The organism is Aliiroseovarius sp. F47248L (genome assembly GCF_023016085.1).
Classification (GTDB): domain Bacteria; phylum Pseudomonadota; class Alphaproteobacteria; order Rhodobacterales; family Rhodobacteraceae; genus Aliiroseovarius.
Genome location: NZ_JALKBF010000001.1, coordinates 1,944,472 through 1,963,011, shown reverse-complemented (window position 1 = coordinate 1,963,011; position 18,540 = coordinate 1,944,472). Strand labels below are relative to the sequence as shown.

Genomic DNA, 18,540 nt, shown 5'->3' with positions numbered 1-18,540 from the left:
CCCCCTTGTTGCAATGCCAGTCAAATTCCAGCGGACGTTTCCGTACTGATCTCAAAGCGCCCTGCAAAACGGGCATTTGATCTGGCTGTTTCAAAAAAACTTGTTCAACAAACTGAAAACACAGCGCTAAAAAAACGAGCGCACTTTAAGCTTGTGTTCGACGGACAGAATAAGACAGCCGGACAAAGTATTAATTTTTCTAACTAGCTGATAATGATAAAATTTTCGCACCTATGTGTGCGGAGAATGGTGTTTTAGCAACAACCATAGGCCGAGCAGAGGCATTTTTGCGCGATTCTTACTAAATCGAATTTTGAAGAACTACATCCTAAAGCAGAACACCACTGCGAAAAGGCGATTTTAACTAGATCAAAATGTTAGTTTTTAAGTGATCCGTAGCAACACAGTTGTCCAATGCACCCCAAATGTGCTACTTTGAGTAATAAATCGTAAGTTTTCTAAATGATTATTTTTAGATTATTGCTTTGAGCAGGAAGTGAGTGTTGGAAGAACCCGCCACACGTTTGCCGGTCCCTTTCTGGGAAACCTTAATCGGTTTGGCTCTCAGGAAACGTGTAGATGGCTAGGGGGGACTGTCATGTTGGCGCCGCACAACGAGAGTGGCGAAAAGAAGTTTCGCAGTACGAGATATCTGGATAATTCCGATAGCGCAGCATTTATTTTTCTGGGCAGCAGCATGGTTTTTTCAAACCGACTTCTAAGGGCGCTCAAGTTTGAATTCAGCGATGCTTTGGTTCTGCGCAAACGAGATGTTTCTGATCTGGATACACTAGATGATCGCATCAAGCTGGCGGCAAAACTCATTATCTTTGATGAGGCGGCCATGGAAACACTGCTGCGCTCGAAGCGTGAGTTGGATCCCATTTATGGCGATGTCGACAAGGTACTGGCCTATTCTTCGCCCAAGGTGGCAAAGGAGTTGAGGAACCATGCGATGCGCTCTGACAAGGAAGTGGGCATCCGGTATCTACCCATGAAGGCGTCGTTCGATGCATGGCTAGCAGCACTAAGGCTTCTGTTGCTGGGGGAAGAGTTTGTACCGGCCGAACTTCTGGACAGCCTTGTCAAACCTTCGGCCACATCTGACTTGCCGTGTGCATCGATCAGCGATGCGCAACAGGAAACCCCGGACCCAGTCCGACTCGTGCCAAATCTAACGGTCCGTGAAACCGAGGTTCTGAAACTTGTTTCCACCGGACTTCCGAATAAGACAATCGCGGAAAAGCTCAGGCTGTCAGAGCACACCGTGAAGTTGCATGTGCATCATATTTTCGGTAAACTCAGGGTCCACAACCGAGCCAGCGCAACCAACTGGTATCTTTCCCACCGCGATAATCGTGATCAATTGGACGGCAGGTGAATCATGGTCGCTGCTGACAAGACAAATGATGACAAAAAAGCACGGACCGATTTTGACCGCTTTTTGTTGCTTCTAGGTCGGTTGAACTACAGTTGGACAAATACGGAAAGCTTGCTGATCCATCTGATCGCAGGTTTGTCAAAGACAGATAAAAAGACTTCGGTCGTTATTTTTTTGACGCTGAACACGACGCGCGCGCGCACTGATCTGGTCGAACGTCTGTCAAAACTTGAACGTGTATCCCAAGAAGAACGAGAAGCCGTGCTGGCGATCACGCAACGGATCAAGATGCTGTCTGGACTGAGAAACAGATACAATCATTGCATCTATTCGTTTGATTCAAAAAGCGGTGATATTTCGACAATTCGGATGCGCGTGGCGGATCGAAAAAATCAAATAAAGGTCGGAGAGATGACAGCGCTTGATGCGAGCACTATTGATGGCATCGACCAATCTCTCGATGACTTGAAGGCGCTGAATTCGGACGTTTGGGTGCTGATCCAGAAGTATGGCTATCCCGCCTAGTGCCGATTTGCCGTGGGATGGAATGGGGGAAAGGGTTGGGCTGCGGCCGGGAAGTGAACCGGCCGAGCAGCAAACTGGGTGGTAAGATAGATGTCTGAAACCGATCAAAGATCACCGGAGGACGCCTTCCAGTCCAGTGCGCCAGAATATGTTTACTGGAGCGCTGTTCATACCTTGGCCGATGAACGCTTGGCCTTTGCCGTCAACAGCGGCATTCTGCTTACGATATTTACTGGCGAGATTGGTACAGGAAAAACCACCTTGGCACAGAAGGCGGTGTCGGATGCGCAAGCGACCCGTCTGATCGGGTTGTGCGCTTATGGTCCTCGGATCAAAGTTGACCCCTGCCGCGTGATACTGGAAGCATTTGGCGCGGACCCCGGTCCGGGCGATAAGGCGCTCCACCGTCGCGTTCTTCAGCAGAGCCTTATAGCGTCACAGAAAGATTTCGTCCTTCCGACACTCATTCTGGATGATGCGCATTTATTTACCGATGATCAATTGTTGACCTTTTTTGAACTTGCCCGTTTCGGCGAAGATCCGAGCAATACATTGTTCAAGATAATACTGGTCGGACATCCAGAACTGCCTGACCGCTTGGATGAAGCGCCAGGGGCCATACCAGGGCCTTTCTTCACCCTTGAACCTATGTCGGAAAAAGACACAGCAGGATACATCAGACATCGGTTGACAACAGCCGGTATCAAAGAGGTCGCCTTCGACGACGATGCAATAAGTTTGGTCCATGAACGAACCGGGGGCAATCCGCAGCAGATAAATTTGTTGTGCCAGCCCCTGTTAGTCAAGGCTGCGTCGCGGAAAGTGTCAAAAATAGGCGCAGAATGGGTTCGGTCGTGTAAAATCTCTTCATCTCCAGAGAATATGTTTGAACAGAAGCAGAGTATTCAATTTCCCTCTGTTTCCAACTCGGATATGGGGCCGGAAGACTTAACGGCGGTAAAGACACCGCCCACAGCAGCGGTAACGCCGAAGGGCGATTTGTTCATTTCGAAGAACGACCCAATTGTAAAATCTGCTCCTTTACCCGCGCCAAGCAGTAAAGACGGGTCAAAAGGAGGTAACATCTCGCGCGTAGCAGTGTTTGCCGGGCTTGCTGGTGTGGCCTCGCTGGCATTTGTCATGCTGAATCTGGACAGCCCACCCGACCAATCCGTCGACGCGGTTTCTAGTCTCTCTAGATCCGAAACCGGATATGAGACCGATGCGAATGAGTCTGCTCTTGTTGGCAACGGCCATGAGGTCGAGGGCATCATGCCATCAACGGATATGTCAGAACTGGAAGCCTCTTCCAGTACACAAGACAGCGGTTCCGAAATCGGAGGGATTGTTGCGCAACCAGCGTTGCAGACCCCAGCCGGCAAAGCCAGTTTGGACATCGCGGACACGGCACCCGCACTGGCATTGCTGGACGCGTTTGGGGCTCCGCCGGAAGACATATCCGATTGGTACCGACTGGGGCTATCCATCTCCGATCAAAACGCGCAGGCTGCCGTGGTCGCGTATATATTGGCAGCCAGTCGCGGTCATCCACGCGCAGCCTATTTCCTGGGTCAGATGTACGAGCTAGGAGAAGGCGTGCCAATTGACACTGTCTTGGCACGCATCTGGTACGAAAAAGCTGCCCATCAGATCGATGGAGCCGCGGCACGCCTAGCCGCACTGCAAGTGCCTCAACCGTTAGACGCACCCATGACGCCTATTCAGTTGGTCTCTTTTATCACCGAAGGTCACGAGGCCGTATTAGTGTGGACAAGCGACACAGGTGCGGACCCAACCGCCTATGCGATCGACTTTGCGGACTTGAATGGTAAGGTCGTCAGTACGCTTGAGGACATAGTCTCATCGGTCCTGCGCCATGTACCGCCTGAACTGGCGACATATTGGCGTGTACGCGCCCTTTCTACCGCCAGTGTGGCGAGTGTGCCCTCAGACTGGATGCCTTTGGATGTACAGGCGCATCGAACAACAGGTTCAGTCGTAGCTGATCCTTAATCGAAGACCACACCGGAGAGACGTCTGGTGTGGTAGCGCTTTTCGGTTTTCAGCAGCCGATCGCCGCGCATATGCGGGCTCGGTAAGCCTCATTAGCTTTGCTTTCAAGCGAGCCTTGAGGTGAGGCAGCAACCTGACCCTGACATTGCATCTCGTAGCTGTCGGTAAGACCCGCATTTACACAATCACCAATATCCCAACCTGGCGGGATGTCATTCAGGTCCACGTTTTTCCATTTCGGGTGACCTACTTCCTGAAGCTGTTGGAAATTGGTCAGGATCAGGTTCGCCATATCCGAGACCGATTTGCAGCTTAAACGGTGATACTCGTTTTTACTGGCGCTGTACTCATAGGTCATCAGCACTGCCTTTACGGCGACGACATCAATCGCTTCCGTCTGAAACGGATAGGTGTTTGCAGGGATGCTGGTTGAAACATAGACCGAACTGAGGGTGGGATCGTCAATCGGCAAAAGATGAAATTTTGCCGCATCAATTTGGTCAGACACGAACAGTTTGGTCGGTGCGCCAGCCACATAGAACATTGCATCGATTTCCCCCGCAAGAAGCTGCGCCATGGAATCTGTCGCGTTGATCATCACCCGCTCAGACGGCTGCACGCCGGCAAGATCAAGCACAAGCGATGCGGTCAGAAATGTACCGCTATCTTCAACCCCAACAGCAACACGTTTACCGTTTAGCCCGTCAAGCGACGTGACATCACGGCTTGCGAGAATGTGCACCTCTTCGTTGTAGAGGGGAAAAGCGATCCGAACGCCGAAAATCGCACGGGCGATACTTGGATCGTCGCTGGCAAACGTCTTGAAGTATTCAAGAACGTCGCTTTGCACGATGCCGAACTGGGTGTTTGAACGCTTGCGAACGCCTAGAAAGTTTTCCAGAGAACCCGCACTTTCTTGAACTGTGTAGTTCAATCCGCACGCGCCAGCAACGGATGCCAAGTCACGACCGATTTGGATGTATGTGCCGTTGGGACCACCAGTCAGGATGTTCTTTCCGAACTCCTGTGCATGCGCAGGGTTTAAGTGGATATTGCCAATAAACAGACAAAAGCAAAAACAAATCAATTTTGTAGCATTATATTTTAAACGTCTCACAATCCTTCCCTTCTTCACTTAGAATATTTCAATCAACACGGACCAATCTCTCGTATTAAAGCGACCAAAGTCTGGCGGTTTACAAACCCAAATGCGGATTGCAACGCCTGCACAGTACATGTGCCGTTTTCCAGTTCGGTCGTGAGTTTCGATAATTCTGCGGGCGCTGCGTTTGCAAGGCCCGGAGTTTGCGCGAGCAGTACGTTAATTTGCTGGCGTGATAACGAAACTTCTCGTTTTCCGATTTGCTCTGACCCCATGTTGACGCTTTCAGCAGTGGTTTTCGATACAACATCGACGACAACGTCTACCCCTGCCTGTGTCGCAGCTACCGGTTTCGCTTGGGTTTCTTCAGGGATTTCTAAGGCATTGCTGCCAATCAATCCGTTAAGGGTTGCCGTCATTGTCTGAATGTTGCTGCGCACCGCCTCTCTATTGGCGCGCATCGCTGCTAGTTCTGACTCAAGCCCTTTGATTTCGTCCAGATACGCAAGTTTCTGTTGTTCCAACTCAACCAGCTCAACCTCGGTGCTGCTCAGTTTGCTTTGGATCTCAGAAAGATTTGAGGCGAGACGCTCATTGTCCTGTAGCGTCTTGTTATGATCCTCTTGAACTTTCGATGCCATCTCTCGCAGAGCTTCAACTTCGCTGGCGACAACATCACGTTGTTTGGACATTTCGACCAGTTGGGTGTTGGTTTTATCTGTTTCGGCGATCAAATCTTCCAATTTCTTGTCAGCGTCTTTCATCGATGAAACTTTTAGCTCCAGATCCGCCAACACCGCTTGGCTTGACGCCTGTTCCACTTGGACACTTTCGATTTCTTGTCGAAGGGTGGACAGCTTGCTTTCCTGTTCCGACAGCAACGCGCGGTTTTCTTTAATCTCTGCTGTCAACAGACTGTTGTCTTCCGACTTGGCTGCCAATTCGTTTTCAAGTTCATCTTTTTCCGCGAAAAGGGCATCCAGAGACTTCAGCATTTCGTCCGAGCGTTCGTCAATTAACGTCGTTACGGAGTTCAGGTCGGTCTGCGCTTTGCTCAACGAGGAAAGCGTGGCGTTCAATTCACTCAGCGCCTTTGCATTTTGTTTGTTGCTGGCTGCAATCTCCGACTCCACAACGTCTTTTCGTCCGATTGCCTCTTCAATAGCCGTCTCTATGGCTTGCAATTCGGCCCGAGCGTCCGCGGATTGTTGCGCCACAGATTCTGCATTTGAGATTTCCGCTTCTACGGTTTCCAACTCACTTTTTGCAGTCGTGAGCATTGTGTCGAAATTAGCGATCTCGATGCGTGCTACGTCACGTTTCTCGAGGGTTTCTGACAGCGATTGGCGCGCAGCGTCCAGTTCAGCGTTCAGGGTTTCCAGTTGCCGCTTCGATGTCTCATTTTGAGCGACCACCTCTTGAAGTTCGTGACGCTTTGCCTCGACAGCAACTTGAATTTGTTCTGCTTCAACCAATGAAGATTGCTGGCTATCCAAAAGTGCCTGAGTCCTGGAAAGCTCGGCATGAAGCGCAGCAAGCTTTTCGTTTTCCTCAGCGACCTTACGATTTCGGTCTGACAATACGCTTTCGACAGATTGCATCTGGCTATTCAAATCCGTCAACTGGCGCTCGCCATTCTCGATATGTTCCGACAACGAGACGGCCTTGAGCTCCAACTCAGCATTTGCTTTTTTCAGTTCGTCCGTGCGCAAGGATATCTGCTCAGCCGATGCTGTTTCCGCACGCAACCCATCTAGGCGTGCCATCATGTCTGCGACTTCATCTTTGGTTGCAGACAGCGAAGCTGTTTCGGTTTCGACCTCGTTCTTTAGGTCGTTCAGAACTGTTCGGCTGTTTTCAATTTTTGTGGTCAGGTCGTCGAGTTCGGCTATAGAGCTTGCCCGCTGTTTCTCGATGCTCGCGACCTTTTCGGCAAGAACATCAGCCATTTCATTGTCGCTACGCATCTTGTCTGAGGTCGATTCAAGTTCTGCGATTTCAGAACGCAATGCAGCCAATTTTTCTTGTGCGGTCGATATATCTTTGGATACTTGGCTGGCTTTGATTTGACGTTCGGAAAGCTTGGCCGCTGCCGCATCCGCTGCGGATTTTTGCGTGGCCAAGAGTTGCTGAACATCGGCAAGCTCAACCTCAAGAGCTTGTCGAGTGCGCTCGATTTCAGCAGCTAACAGAAGGTTTGTACGCCGCTGTTCTTGCTGCTGCTGCAACTCGTGTGCAAGATCACGAAGTTTCTTTTCTGCATCAGATGTGGCTTCGACTAAGCTGTCGCGTTTTTGCGACACCTGTGCGATCTCGTCTTCTAGAAGCGCTAAGATCTGGCGCAAAGAAGTGGTCGACTGGCTTTGATTACTGCCTTGTTCCAAAGAAGACTGACCAACCGATGGAAGTGGCAGAAGCAATACAATCAGACAAAGAAACACTCTAACAAAAGCATCATTCAACAGAACCCCCCCCCCGAAATACCCCTATTTCGCTAGTAGTGAACTATTACATAAAATATCCTAAAAGTCGATTCTCCAAAATAATCCCACAAGAACACGCCATCCAGCGATATATTATTGCGCGCCTCTACAACTGATGCGGCCCATCACTTGCAAGAATCTTTTGAATGTGTGTCGTGCGACTAAGCAGCGGACACAATTCAAGTGCGATCACTGCCGACATTGAGCACGCCAATCTGACCGGTTAAGATCCCAAACCGTCCCGCCATTTCCGCCTCGTTTCTATTTGCAACCGCAAAGCTCGGCGGACAACAACACAACCCAAAGTTCCTTAGTTTTACTTAGTGCCACCAGAGCATCAAATATGGCTCGGGTGCGCTCGAAAATCTGTTTCTTGTCCATCGGGTCAATCGAACAGATCCCACTGGCGTCAGAGAGTCCGAAACCGTGATTGGACATGTCCGCTTCGACGAAGTGGCACCTCTGGATCGGTTGCAGGTTTAAATGACAGGTAAGCGACGTTCGCGCCATTTGCCATCAACAGTAGACCGAGGTCACTTCCGGTCTCCTGCGTCGCCATCCATTCAGACCGCAGGATTTCAGATCATCAGCGCCTTGCGAACCAATGCCTCTTTGCCTTCACACTTGGATACATCGACGCCACGGTCAGCCAAAGCCTCCCTCAGATCAGCTTCGCTTAGCGCTTCAATGGCCTGTTCCGTCATCTTCATGAAGTCGACCTTTCGTCTGAACGTGGGGTTGGTCTCTCCAAAAAAGCTCCGGTATTCGAACGCAAATTCTTCCGCGTATTTGATCATGAAGTGGGACAGGAACGTATTAACACTCCTGCGCACCCTTGGGTCATGCGTCATCAGGTCTTCAGAGGCATCAAGCGTGTCGCGCATCAGTTGCGACCACCGCTCGGCCCCCTTGTCATTCATCAGTTGCATGGCGTTGTGCGTGTGGTGAAAGTTTAACCTGAACTCCGCCCCGTGATAATATGGCCCACCGCCCATCACATCGATCCACATGGACGCTTGGGTGTTGATGTGATGGCCAAGGTCACCAACGCGCTCAAACACCGACGTGAACCATTCTTCGTCCGCGAAGACCCGCTCATAAAACCGCTGCACTATCCCCACGATCGGGTCCTGACCGAGAACCGAGTACAATTGCCAGAACTGAATGGGCTGGGAGACATCGCTGGGGGCGGTAAGTGACACGATTTCCGGCATACGGTGGGCATCGACTGGAAACAGTTTTTTCTCGACCGCAGCGGCTATGTAATCCAACTGAATTTTTTCCGACATATAGCCATGGCGGGTCGGAAATTTCGGGAGGTCGTATTTTGTCATGGATTGCTCCCTTTCGATTAATCGCGTTTGGTGACAGATTGATGTGCGACTGCGCTATACGTCGCCGCAAGTGTGTGGATTTAGGTGTCGAGCTATCAGTATTCAACTGACACCATGTTTTGCACTCAACGCCGCAATCGATGTCGACACGAAGAAATAGGACAGTTGATGCCGGAAAGACCTCCCGTTCCCGACGCCCCTGCCGAGCGTATTCGTATCAAGAGGATATATCGCGCGGCTCGCGTATCAGACGGCAAGCGGATATTGGTCGACCGTCTGTGGCCGCGCGGCGTGGCGAAAGACCGCGCCCGACTGTTTCGTTGGTACAAAGACATCGCACCCAGCGACGCATTGCGGCACTGGTTCCATGCCAATCCCGACCTGTGGCAGGAATTCTGCACGCGCTATAGCAAAGAACTTGCACAACAAGACGCTTTGGTCCGGGAACTTGCCGGATTTGCGCAGGACGGTGTGGTCACACTGCTTTATGCCTCAAAAGACGAAGACCATAACAACGCTGTGGTTTTGCAGAACCACCTACGCCGTTGGATTGGACAGAACGGAGGCGGAGATGACAGCAAAGACGTCTGAGACCTCATTGCGGACACCGCTATGCGATCTGCTGGGATGTGATGTGCCAATCCTGCTTGCTGGCATGGGCGGTGTATCCCGCTGGGAACTGGCGGCCGCGGTGGCCAACGCGGGCGGATACGGAACGTTGGGCATGGTGCGCGAAGACCCCAGTCTGATTGCCGCTGAAGTCTCTGCAATGCAGGCAGCAACCGACCGATCTTTTGCCGTCAACCTGATCCCTGCGGCGACGGAACCGGGGCTGCTTGATGCTCAGATCGCCTGTTGCCTCGATCTGGGTGTGTCTGCCTTCAGCTTTTTCTGGGATGTGATGCCAGACGTCGTTGCCCGCGTGAAACACGCCGGGTGTCTGGTGCTGCACCAAGTCGGCACGCTCGAGGCGGCACGGATGGCCGAAGATGCCGGGGTGGATGTGATCATCGCTCAGGGCATCGAGGCAGGTGGCCATGTTCACGGGCGAAGCCCCGCCTTCGGGCTGGCGGCGCAGATCCTTGCCGAAACAGACCTGCCGGTTGTCGTCTCGGGTGGATTTACGACAGGCGAGGGCCTTGCAGACGCTCTGGCGATCGGCGCGAGCGGTGTGCAATGTGGCACGGCTTTTCTGGCAACCGATGAATCCTTTGCTCATCCTTATCATAAATCCCGGATTGTCGAAGCAAAGGGCGAGGATACGGTGCTGACCGATGTGTTTGTCCTGAACTGGCCTGCGGGCGCTGCGGTTCGTGTGATTGCCAACAGCGTGACAAATACGCTGGACGGCGTTTATCTGGGTCACGACCCCAACACGTTACCACGCGAAGTTATCGCCCAAGACGGTGATCGGCCGCGCCTGCGCTTCAGCACGGATTCACCATTGCGAACGACAACCGGTGATCTGGAAGCGATGGCGCTTTATGCCGGGCGTGGTGCCGGGGCCATCCACGATATCCCTCCCGCAGCCGCGCGGCTGGCTGAGATCACCGCACAGGCACGACAGGCACTGCATGAGGTGGAACAATCGAAGTCAGGACAATGAAATGGGCGAGGATTTCAAAAACTTCCGCTGCCAGTCTGGCTTCTCGTCTCCTCCCTCCTACGCCGACGAGGTCACTGAGGGCTTCGATCACAAACAGGCGCGCGATGTCGCAACCTGGCGCAAATCCGAACGCAAACGGCTGCGCGCCGCGCGTATGGCGCTGTCGGTTGAAGAACGCGCAAAAATCAGCAAGGCGCTGGCGGGCCATCTGAGGCAGGAATTAAACGATCGTTTTGGTGGCGCACAAGTCATAGTCTTTTCCGCCTATTGGCCAATCAAGGGGGAACCCGATCTTCGGCCCCTGATGACCGATCTACATGCCGCCGGCGTGACCGTCGCGCTGCCGCTGGTCGAAACCAAAGCCGCCCCTCTGACATTCCGCCGCTGGACGCCGGAGACACGCATGGTTCGGGGCGACTGGAACATTCCGGTTCCGCCTCCAGACGCGCAAATTGTCACGCCCGATATCGCGTTGGCTCCGCTTGTGGGCTGGACGGTGGATGGGTATCGTCTTGGCTATGGTGGGGGTTATTTTGATCGAACGCTGGCGCATCTGGACCCCAAGCCCTTTGTGATCGGCATTGGCTATGAGGCTGCGCAGCTCGCAACCATCTATCCCCAACCGCACGACATCCCGCTTGACCTCATTATAACCGAGACCCACCGCGTCGATCCGGCGCTTCTTTAATGACAAGGCGTGGTCGGTATTTGCTCGTCCCACAAGGCTCCGGCAGAGCCGCGCACCAGATTTCTATCGTCCGACAAGCGCTAGTCCACAAATCGTAAATGTAGTTGCAAGAGCCCATAGCCCAAAGTATCGCCAGATATTGTTTGCATAGCGGTCATCGACATCCAAGCAATCCTGCGTTGACCATCCATTTCTGCTTTTTTGGGGAAGCAGTATCGTAGCGACACTGATTGTTGCGGACGGTCGGAAAGGCCGTTTTTACCTTGATCAATACCTTCCGGAGCCAGACGCTGCGCCACATCCAAGGGCAACTGCGGACCGATGGCAGCCATTACCATTTCTCGCTGCGCGTGCTTGTAGCTTGAAAACCGCCGCGACTGCGTCATTTTGAGCTCCGCCGCGGGCGCAAAAAGCAGCTGTTCAAGCATATTGCAGCGAGATTAGCCAACCGAATTCACTGGTCGCGGGACAAAACTGTCCTTCGACATACTTCTTGCAAAGTCGGTTCCCGCTCGTATTCCCACTTTAGAAATCACGCCAAGCAAGAGTTACAGCTTTTGAAACCAATCCTGTCCCTACTATTGCCAGTGCTTCGTGAGACTCGGCATTCTCAAGTGTAAGAATAACCCTGTGGAGACCGTAAAATGATTATGCGAATTTACCGCTGAACGGTCATACCCGGCAAAGAGGCGCAACACAGAAAGTTCGCATTTAGAAAAGCTCACCCTGCTCGCAGCAAAGACAAAGGATTGATAGCGTTTTTTTGCTGGGAAGCCATTTGAGGGAAGCGACGATCGAAGCAGATGCATGATTTAAATTTGGGAAAGTCTTGAGGCGCTTAAGTCACCCGCGGCGCAAAATGGAACAATCAAATCAAAGCGCTTACTGACGAGATTCGAGGCATCTATGACACCGCAACCGTTGAGCGTTTTGAGTTGGCGGACACGCACGAGAACAAGATTGTGACATCCTAACGGTTATTTGGCTGATTGCTGACACTCGGATGCTTCGCTGCATTCGTTGTTCAGGGTTCACAAGCGGCCCAATGCAAAAGAGAAGCCATGTGCTCAGTTTGCCTTAGACACGCGCCGTTCAACGCTTTTTTGTAGTATAGGCAAGTCGGCGCGGTGCTGATGAAAGGGCGCGGAGGGGAGTATAGGTAGGCAAATCATGCCAAGAGTCCGACTACTCGCCGTCACTCCGACACGCAGAGCTTGGTACAACGGCCGGATCATCGGGCAGAAACTTTCTTTGCTGCCAAAACAGGTTTGGACAACCCGAGCGCGGTTTGAATTTGCAGGCAATCTTCGCGATTTGGCCTTCTTCAACGTCGCCATAGACAGCAAGTTGCGCGGCTGCGAGCTGGTCAAATCCGCTGTCACAGATCTTGTCAAAGCCGTCCGTGCGCGAGGACGTGTCTCCGTGATCCCAAGTAGAGTCAAGCGAACCGTTCGGTTCAAACTGTATGAAAACACCCGTGAAACTGTTTTGAACAGGTTCAAAACACCCGGGATGCTTGAGTGTCGGGCCATGTGCCTCAGCCAGTTCTATGAACGGCCACATATTTCCACACGCAAGTACGGTCGACTTGCGCGCGATTGGGTAACAGCGATTGGATTGAAGCCAAGTCGGTATGGCACCCACTCACTTCGACGGACATAGGCCGCCGAGATTTGCCGAAAGACCGGCAGCTATGGCGCCATGCAACTGCTACTCGGTCCCTCCAAGGTTGACGGTAAAGTGCGCAACCTAGGTGTTGTGCTCGAATATACTTTGAGCATTGCAGCGAAGATATAAGGAAAGCCCTTAACAGAAGTCTTGATCTCTCGCGGTGCGCACGCTCAGTACTCAATTGCAGCAGGTGCACAAACTCAATGCGCCGCGCTGCAGATGATACGGTCGTACAGCCAGACAGATAAGGTATGGATCAGGCTTCGAAGGTGCGAAACGCGACCCCAAGCTTGATTTCGCTGCAGAGGCAAAAACGTCGGGAACCATGTATATTGTTACCGTGCCCGGTCAGGCGTGTCATATGGTTCTCGTTCGATCAGATCCTTGATCTGACCCCATGATGTCATTGGGCAGTGCGCCATAAGCGAGATTGATCCTTCCGAGTCACAATAAAGATCACATCCTCAACCCGCTTGGTAAAGCGGTGAACTGAAATATAAGAAGACCCGCCATGCTGATACGTACAATCATATCTTTGGCGTTTTGCGCGGCGTCATGCGCAGCACCCAAAGCACTTCAGGCAAAATGTCGTTCCCTTGAAGGAATCTGGGAAAGCTCGAATGAACCCGTATTCCGGGATCGGTTTGCCCTTGGGTCGTATGAAGTTGCTTCTGACGGACATGTCATCAGCGATGGGGCAGGTGACCTCCATATGATCTATACTGATGACGACAGCGATTTTCCGTCCATAGAACTGGCTAGTCGGTCAGCAAGCGGTACATGGGAGCGCCGAGGTACATTGCTGGGAGCCAGCAGCGGCGCAGCCATACCGCGATCCAAGGAAATGCCCTTCTACCGTCGTGGACCGGATGGTGAGCACAAGATATATTTCGTTGGATATACAAATGAGGAAACCTATGAATCCGCAATCTACCTTGCTGTCGCCGGCGCATTTGACGGGCCTTACACTGTCCATCCCGATCCGGTGGTGCCGCTAGGACGCATGGCGGGCAGGGACGTTCGGGTGATCACCTCGCCATCTGTCATCGACCATGACCGCGAGCTTCTGATCGCATTCCTGGGATGGAATGCCTTTTAAAACGTAACCCGGGTTTGAGTGCTGGGCGCACAGTCAGACGACAACGGGCGCAGTTGGTCGGATTTTGAAGTGGTAGACGCGCCAATCGGAATGGAAGGTCAGATCACGCAGATGCCAGACGGCGGATTCATTGCAGTGAGAACCGGAAAAACTTCGAGCAGCCAAGAAGCGATCTTTGCGGGCTGTGCCAATCATCCCTTTGGACCATACGCAACCATCAAGCAACCGTTGTTGACACAGTCTGGTCCGCCTTAGGAAACCGATGAGATCATCGCGCCTCAGGTCTTTTTCAATACAGCAACCGAGACGGTCCACATGTTCTACACCGGGGCGGATTATCATCGTGGATGGTGGACGATGGAAGCGACGCTACAGGAAGCGAAGACAGTTGAGCCTCAATAGGTTGACGATTAAACGATCACCGTCGTTTGAGGTTTCTTGTGAAAGCCGACACCTAAATGGCTGCATCGGTAGTGTGCAATGTTCCACCCTTAGAAGCGCGGAGTTGGTCAAACACAACCCATTCGCTGCAGCGGTCTGAGACGCGACCTTTGCTGCATTGAGATCAAGATTACCTGCTAATGATTGAGGGCCGACACAGATGTTTATCTGCCTCTTCAGGCTTTCAACGTACGGGTCAGCAGTGTAAAAAACTCGTCAACAAGCTCTGGTTTGTTTCGCGGTCTGCCCACAAGCTGATTTTCGAGCAAATGCCGGAAGACGCCATCCACAACACCGTAGAGTATCGGTATGGATGCCCCCTCGGTGCGTTCCCCCGCGATCCGCGCGATCAACTCCAGCAACGATGTTTCGACATCGGCCACCACAGGCTGAAAGACCGGATCGAACAGTGCCTGATTGCGAATATCATACCAGAGCCTGTGTGTTTCAGCGTCCTCGACGATTGAGGCTGCCAGCCCTTCTGCGAAGGCTCGGAACAAGCTTTCACGAGTTCTGGCCCCGGCGATACGCGCGCTGATATCTGCAGCAAATGCCTCTTTGTAGAGCCGCACGCAATAGATCAACAGCTGCTCTTTGTTCTCGAAATAATAGTGCAGCATGCCCAGCGACAGTTCGGATTGCGCCGCGATGTCGCGCAGGGTGGTATTGGCATAGCCATAGCGTTTCAGCGCCTCGATGGCACTTTCCGCCAGCTTGCGTTTCTTCGCTTCGCGCTTTGCACCCTTTGTGGCGGCGCGCGCGGCAAGCTTTCCTATCGGCTTCTGCTCGGTCATCTCTGCGCTATTACCCATAATCGCTCAACCCAGCAACGCGTTTACGAAAATCCGCGGCAGTTTCAACCAGCTTGGCTTGTACTGGAACCGCGTCAACAGGCGTCCAACCTTGTCTTGGCGGCGGTTGGTCACAAACCACGGTGGGCGCGGTAACAGAGTGAACCGCCCCGAAACGAGGTTGCGCGGGAAGGGGCTCCAGGGTGCTTCGATCACGGTGCGCTCTGTGTCTTCGAGCATGAAACAATTGTGCACGGTGCCGATGCCCGATTCTACGTTTTCCAGCGTTGCGCCTGCAAATCCACCCCATGGGACCGGAGCCAGCAAGAATCCAAGCCCGGTCCATGCATTGATCGCGATGGTGCCATAACGGAAGTCGGCGACGATCTCCTCGAACCGCGCGCGCCCGATCTCACGGATCGTGGCGGGGTGGATCAGGATGTTGCCCCCCAAAGTGCCATAGAGATTGTCATTGGCCCAATCGATCGCGTCTCGCAGAAAGGTCTCTGCATCTGCGGCGTCCAAATGTTTGACGCCAAGCGCTGGGGCGAACACCTCTTGCTGTTTGAGCCATTCGGTATCGCCGCGTTCCATGTCGGCGACGTAACACGGTGGCACACCTTGCCCACGGGGCAATTGTTGTTCGCCCTCTGCATGTTCTGCAAATTCTGCCATACGTGCCTCGGCACCGGGATAGTAAGCTTCACGCCGCGCAAATTCCGCCATTACGCGGCCAACTTCTTTCATCAAAGGGTCGGTCTTATCCCAATCGCGCGGCAGGATGAGCGATTGGACGGCAACGCAGTTGAAGCCGGAGTTGTGCAGCTTCTGAGTGGCGATATGCTCGGCCTGAAATCGGATGTCGGCGGTCGACCACGGACCCGGCACGACGATTGTCGGACACACAGCCCCCAGTTCGGAAGTGATGTGACGAGGATTTATCGGTGTGCCTGCTGACTTGTTGCGCGCTCCTTCCTCGCCTGTGCCCCAGACGATGGCGTCATGGGTGGCGCGCGCTCCAGTAATGTGGATTTCCTCGACAAGTGGATGATCAGTTAGATAAGCCCCAGCCTCTCCATTGCCCTTGACAATGCGCAGAGCATCCCGGTCGATTAGGGGCTTCAGCGCAGCGCGCAGGTAGTCGGTCAGGTAGTCATTGACTGGATTCATCTTCAGTATCACAACTTGGTTTTCCAGAAATAACTTCTGGAAAGCATCAAGCGGAGAGATCGAGGCGATGTTGCCCGCGCCCAACACCAAAGCCACCTTGCCCACACGCTTGTCCGGAGCGATGTCATACGCGGTGGCAGCATGGGATTTCAGGTTGGCCGGTGTCACACCACGTTGCATCCAGATATCGGCCTTGACCCCCGACAACAGCAACCGATCCCAGATCGAATGTGGAACCACCCGCACCGCCGTCTGACCGTTGGACAACTGTCGTGTTGGCAGATGCTCCAGATAGGCCTTGCCTTCGATTTGCGAGAGGGTTTGCATTAAACCATTGCACATGCCCATCAATGCGTAAGGACCGCTGGTCCATTCTTCGCCCACTAGGGGCGAGTCCGGGGCAAGACGTTTCTTGCGGGCCGCAGTGGTCGCCCACCCTTCCGCCACGGGCATCAGTGCATCTTTGACGGCCTGCAGCAGCGCGATACGCTCTGTAACCGGGGTGCGCGCCCAGCCGTGCTTGGCCGCGTCCAGTTTTTCCAGATCCGCATCATATGCGGCCCGCAGGTCATGTGTGAAATCGCTTTGGTGTTTCATCTCAAGCCTCTCCGTCTTGCATCAAGAGATCGCCATATTCCTCGCGCAGCTTGGCTTTGACGATCTTGCCCGTGCCACCCATCGGCAACGCGTCCACGAAGATGACCTTGTCGGGCACCTGCCAACTGGCGACCTTGCCGTCGAAATAGGCGATAAGTTCTTCCTCGCTTACTTCTGCGTTTTCGTTCTTTTGCACCACAAGCACGGGACGTTCGTCCCATTTCGGATGCCGCGCGGCGATAACGGTTGCGTTGGTGATGGCAGGGTGGCCGATCAGGATGTTTTCCAGTTCGACCGACGAAATCCACTCGCCACCCGACTTGATGATGTCCTTGGCCCGGTCGCGGATGATCATGTATCCATCCGCGTCGATCGTGGCGACGTCACCGGTGTCGAACCAGCCATCGTCGGTCAGCGCGCTTTCGCTTGCCTTGAAGTAGGTATCGACAATCCAGTGGCCCCGCACTTGCAACTCGCCCTGTGTTTTGCCGTCATGGGGCAGGGTGCTGCCGTCTTCACCGACGATCCGCATCTCGACGCCATAAGGCGGGCGGCCCTGCCCAAGGCGGATGGCGGCCTTGGCCTCGTCCGACAGGGCATCATGTTTTTGCAGAAGTTGGTTCAGCGTGCCCAGCGGCGACGTTTCGGTCATCCCCCAGGCGTGAATCAACTCCACACCGTATTTGTCGCGGAAAGTTGGGATCATTGACGGCGGCAAGGCGGATCCGCCCACCACGGTGCGCACAAGGCTTTTGGCTTTACTGCCGGTCTTTTCAAGCGCGCCCAGTAGGCCCATCCAGATCGTCGGCACGCCAAGCGCAAGCGTCACGCCCTCGTCGTCGATGAGTTTTACCAAGCTCTCACCGTCAAGCCCCGGCCCGGGCAGGATCAGCTTCGCGCCGTTGGCAGCCGCAATGTAAGGCACACCCCATGCGTTGACATGGAACATCGGCACGACGGGCAGAACCGTGTCCTTGGCCGAGATTGCAAGCCCGTCAGGCTGGTTGCCTGCCAACGTGTGCAGCATTGTCGAGCGGTGCGTGTAGAGCACGCCCTTGGGATGGCCGGTCGTTCCGGATGTATAGCAAAGCGACGACGCCCGGGTTTCGTCAAATTGCGGCCAGTCATAGCCGACATCGCCCTGCTCCAGAAGTTCATCGTAGAAGAGAAGACCGTCCAACATGCCTGCGGCTTCGTCATCGCGCGGACCCATCAACACATAGTGTTCTACGGTGTTAAGATGTTCTTTTAGCTTCGTTACCGCCGGCAGGAATGTCCGGTCGAAGAAAAGAACCTTATCCTCGGCATGGTTGACGATATAGATCAGCTGTTCGGGGTGAAGGCGCGGATTGATCGTATGGCAAACCAGCCCGGCGCCAGCCACACAGAAATAGATCTCCATATGTCTGCGGTTGTTCCACGCAATCGTAGCACAGCGATCCTCGAATTTCAGGCCAAGCCTGTCTAAAACCGATGCTAGCCGCCGCGCATTCGCATCGAGCATGGACCAATTGGCTCGCTCGATGCCGCCAGTGGTTTCGACTGAAACGACTTCTGTCGCACCATGGTAACGCGCGGCATGGACGATCAGGTTCGAGATCAGAAGCGGCTGATCCATCATCTTTCCAAGCATATCTCG

The 18,540-nt window shown here is 53.5% G+C and carries 14 protein-coding genes; 7 read left to right on the top strand and 7 right to left on the bottom strand.

Annotation, left to right across the window (positions count from 1 at the left end; genetic code table 11):
- Window positions 1-598 precede the first annotated feature (598 nt).
- From MWU51_RS09770 to MWU51_RS09760, 3 genes are all read left to right on the top strand, one after another.
- Window positions 599-1,381: a LuxR C-terminal-related transcriptional regulator gene (locus MWU51_RS09770; RefSeq protein ID WP_247036801.1), complete on the top strand. Its 783-nt coding sequence runs from the start codon at window positions 599-601 to the stop codon at window positions 1,379-1,381.
- A gap of 3 nt (window positions 1,382-1,384) precedes the next feature.
- Entirely contained in the window at window positions 1,385-1,906 is a 522-nt protein-coding gene (locus MWU51_RS09765; protein WP_247036795.1) for a hypothetical protein, read from the top strand.
- Window positions 1,907-1,996: 90 nt separating this feature from the next.
- Window positions 1,997-3,919: an AAA family ATPase gene (locus MWU51_RS09760; protein ID WP_247036793.1), complete on the top strand. Its 1,923-nt coding sequence runs from the start codon at window positions 1,997-1,999 to the stop codon at window positions 3,917-3,919.
- Between the two features lie 49 nt (window positions 3,920-3,968).
- Here MWU51_RS09760 and MWU51_RS09755 read toward each other — a convergent pair whose 3' ends face one another.
- The 3 genes from MWU51_RS09755 to MWU51_RS09745 all read right to left on the bottom strand — a co-directional run bounded on the left by MWU51_RS09755 (window position 3,969) and on the right by MWU51_RS09745 (window position 8,838).
- A complete protein-coding gene (locus tag MWU51_RS09755) occupies window positions 3,969-5,054 on the bottom strand; it encodes a TAXI family TRAP transporter solute-binding subunit (RefSeq protein ID WP_247036791.1) in 1,086 nt (361 codons plus the stop codon).
- A 14-nt stretch (window positions 5,055-5,068) separates the two neighbouring features.
- On the bottom strand, window positions 5,069-7,483 hold the full coding sequence (locus MWU51_RS09750; RefSeq protein ID WP_247036789.1) for a hypothetical protein: 2,415 nt from the start codon (window positions 7,481-7,483) through the stop codon (window positions 5,069-5,071).
- Window positions 7,484-8,082: 599 nt separating this feature from the next.
- Entirely contained in the window at window positions 8,083-8,838 is a 756-nt protein-coding gene (locus MWU51_RS09745; protein ID WP_247036787.1) for a hypothetical protein, read from the bottom strand.
- A 168-nt stretch (window positions 8,839-9,006) separates the two neighbouring features.
- Between MWU51_RS09745 and MWU51_RS09740 the strand changes: the two genes are divergently transcribed.
- From MWU51_RS09740 to MWU51_RS09730, 3 genes are read left to right on the top strand one after another with little or no spacing between them, the layout of a single operon-like run.
- Window positions 9,007-9,429 (top strand): DUF488 family protein, encoded by a 423-nt coding sequence (locus tag MWU51_RS09740; RefSeq protein ID WP_247036785.1) that lies wholly within the window; start codon window positions 9,007-9,009, stop codon window positions 9,427-9,429.
- A complete protein-coding gene (locus MWU51_RS09735; RefSeq protein WP_247036784.1) occupies window positions 9,410-10,444 on the top strand; it encodes a nitronate monooxygenase in 1,035 nt (344 codons plus the stop codon). The genes MWU51_RS09740 and MWU51_RS09735 overlap by 20 nt, the downstream gene beginning before the upstream one ends.
- Before the next feature lies 1 nt (window position 10,445).
- Window positions 10,446-11,132: a 5-formyltetrahydrofolate cyclo-ligase gene (locus MWU51_RS09730; RefSeq protein ID WP_247036783.1), complete on the top strand. Its 687-nt coding sequence runs from the start codon at window positions 10,446-10,448 to the stop codon at window positions 11,130-11,132.
- Window positions 11,133-11,212: 80 nt separating this feature from the next.
- Here MWU51_RS09730 and MWU51_RS09725 read toward each other — a convergent pair whose 3' ends face one another.
- Window positions 11,213-11,560, bottom strand: coding sequence for a hypothetical protein (locus MWU51_RS09725; RefSeq protein WP_247036782.1), 348 nt, complete (start codon window positions 11,558-11,560; stop codon window positions 11,213-11,215).
- Between the two features lie 1,955 nt (window positions 11,561-13,515).
- Here MWU51_RS09725 and MWU51_RS09715 point away from each other — a divergent pair.
- Window positions 13,516-13,902, top strand: a complete 387-nt coding sequence (locus tag MWU51_RS09715; RefSeq protein ID WP_247036781.1) for a hypothetical protein — start codon at window positions 13,516-13,518, stop codon at window positions 13,900-13,902.
- A gap of 617 nt (window positions 13,903-14,519) precedes the next feature.
- On the opposite strand, the gene MWU51_RS09710 is transcribed toward MWU51_RS09715, so the two are convergent.
- From MWU51_RS09710 to MWU51_RS09700, 3 genes are read right to left on the bottom strand one after another with little or no spacing between them, the layout of a single operon-like run.
- Window positions 14,520-15,155: a TetR/AcrR family transcriptional regulator gene (locus tag MWU51_RS09710; protein WP_247036780.1), complete on the bottom strand. Its 636-nt coding sequence runs from the start codon at window positions 15,153-15,155 to the stop codon at window positions 14,520-14,522.
- A 6-nt stretch (window positions 15,156-15,161) separates the two neighbouring features.
- Window positions 15,162-16,901 (bottom strand): aldehyde dehydrogenase family protein, encoded by a 1,740-nt coding sequence (locus tag MWU51_RS09705; RefSeq protein WP_247036778.1) that lies wholly within the window; start codon window positions 16,899-16,901, stop codon window positions 15,162-15,164.
- Between the two features lies 1 nt (window position 16,902).
- Complete coding sequence (locus MWU51_RS09700) at window positions 16,903-18,534, bottom strand: long-chain-fatty-acid--CoA ligase (RefSeq protein WP_247036775.1); 1,632 nt, start codon at window positions 18,532-18,534, stop codon at window positions 16,903-16,905.
- Window positions 18,535-18,540: the final 6 nt, after the last annotated feature.

Bases quoted from the DNA above. Each gene is read 5' to 3' on its own strand.
- MWU51_RS09770 (WP_247036801.1), top strand. From the start codon at position 599: ATGTTGGCGCCGCACAACGAGAGTGGCGAAAAGAAGTTTCGCAGTACG.
- MWU51_RS09765 (WP_247036795.1), top strand. From the start codon at position 1,385: ATGGTCGCTGCTGACAAGACAAATGATGACAAAAAAGCACGGACCGAT.
- MWU51_RS09760 (WP_247036793.1), top strand. From the start codon at position 1,997: ATGTCTGAAACCGATCAAAGATCACCGGAGGACGCCTTCCAGTCCAGT.
- MWU51_RS09745 (WP_247036787.1), bottom strand. From the start codon at position 8,838: ATGACAAAATACGACCTCCCGAAATTTCCGACCCGCCATGGCTATATG.
- MWU51_RS09740 (WP_247036785.1), top strand. From the start codon at position 9,007: ATGCCGGAAAGACCTCCCGTTCCCGACGCCCCTGCCGAGCGTATTCGT.
- MWU51_RS09735 (WP_247036784.1), top strand. From the start codon at position 9,410: ATGACAGCAAAGACGTCTGAGACCTCATTGCGGACACCGCTATGCGAT.
- MWU51_RS09730 (WP_247036783.1), top strand. From the start codon at position 10,446: ATGGGCGAGGATTTCAAAAACTTCCGCTGCCAGTCTGGCTTCTCGTCT.
- MWU51_RS09725 (WP_247036782.1), bottom strand. From the start codon at position 11,560: ATGCTTGAACAGCTGCTTTTTGCGCCCGCGGCGGAGCTCAAAATGACG.
- MWU51_RS09715 (WP_247036781.1), top strand. From the start codon at position 13,516: ATGATCTATACTGATGACGACAGCGATTTTCCGTCCATAGAACTGGCT.
- MWU51_RS09710 (WP_247036780.1), bottom strand. From the start codon at position 15,155: ATGGGTAATAGCGCAGAGATGACCGAGCAGAAGCCGATAGGAAAGCTT.
- MWU51_RS09705 (WP_247036778.1), bottom strand. From the start codon at position 16,901: ATGAAACACCAAAGCGATTTCACACATGACCTGCGGGCCGCATATGAT.
- MWU51_RS09700 (WP_247036775.1), bottom strand. From the start codon at position 18,534: ATGCTTGGAAAGATGATGGATCAGCCGCTTCTGATCTCGAACCTGATC.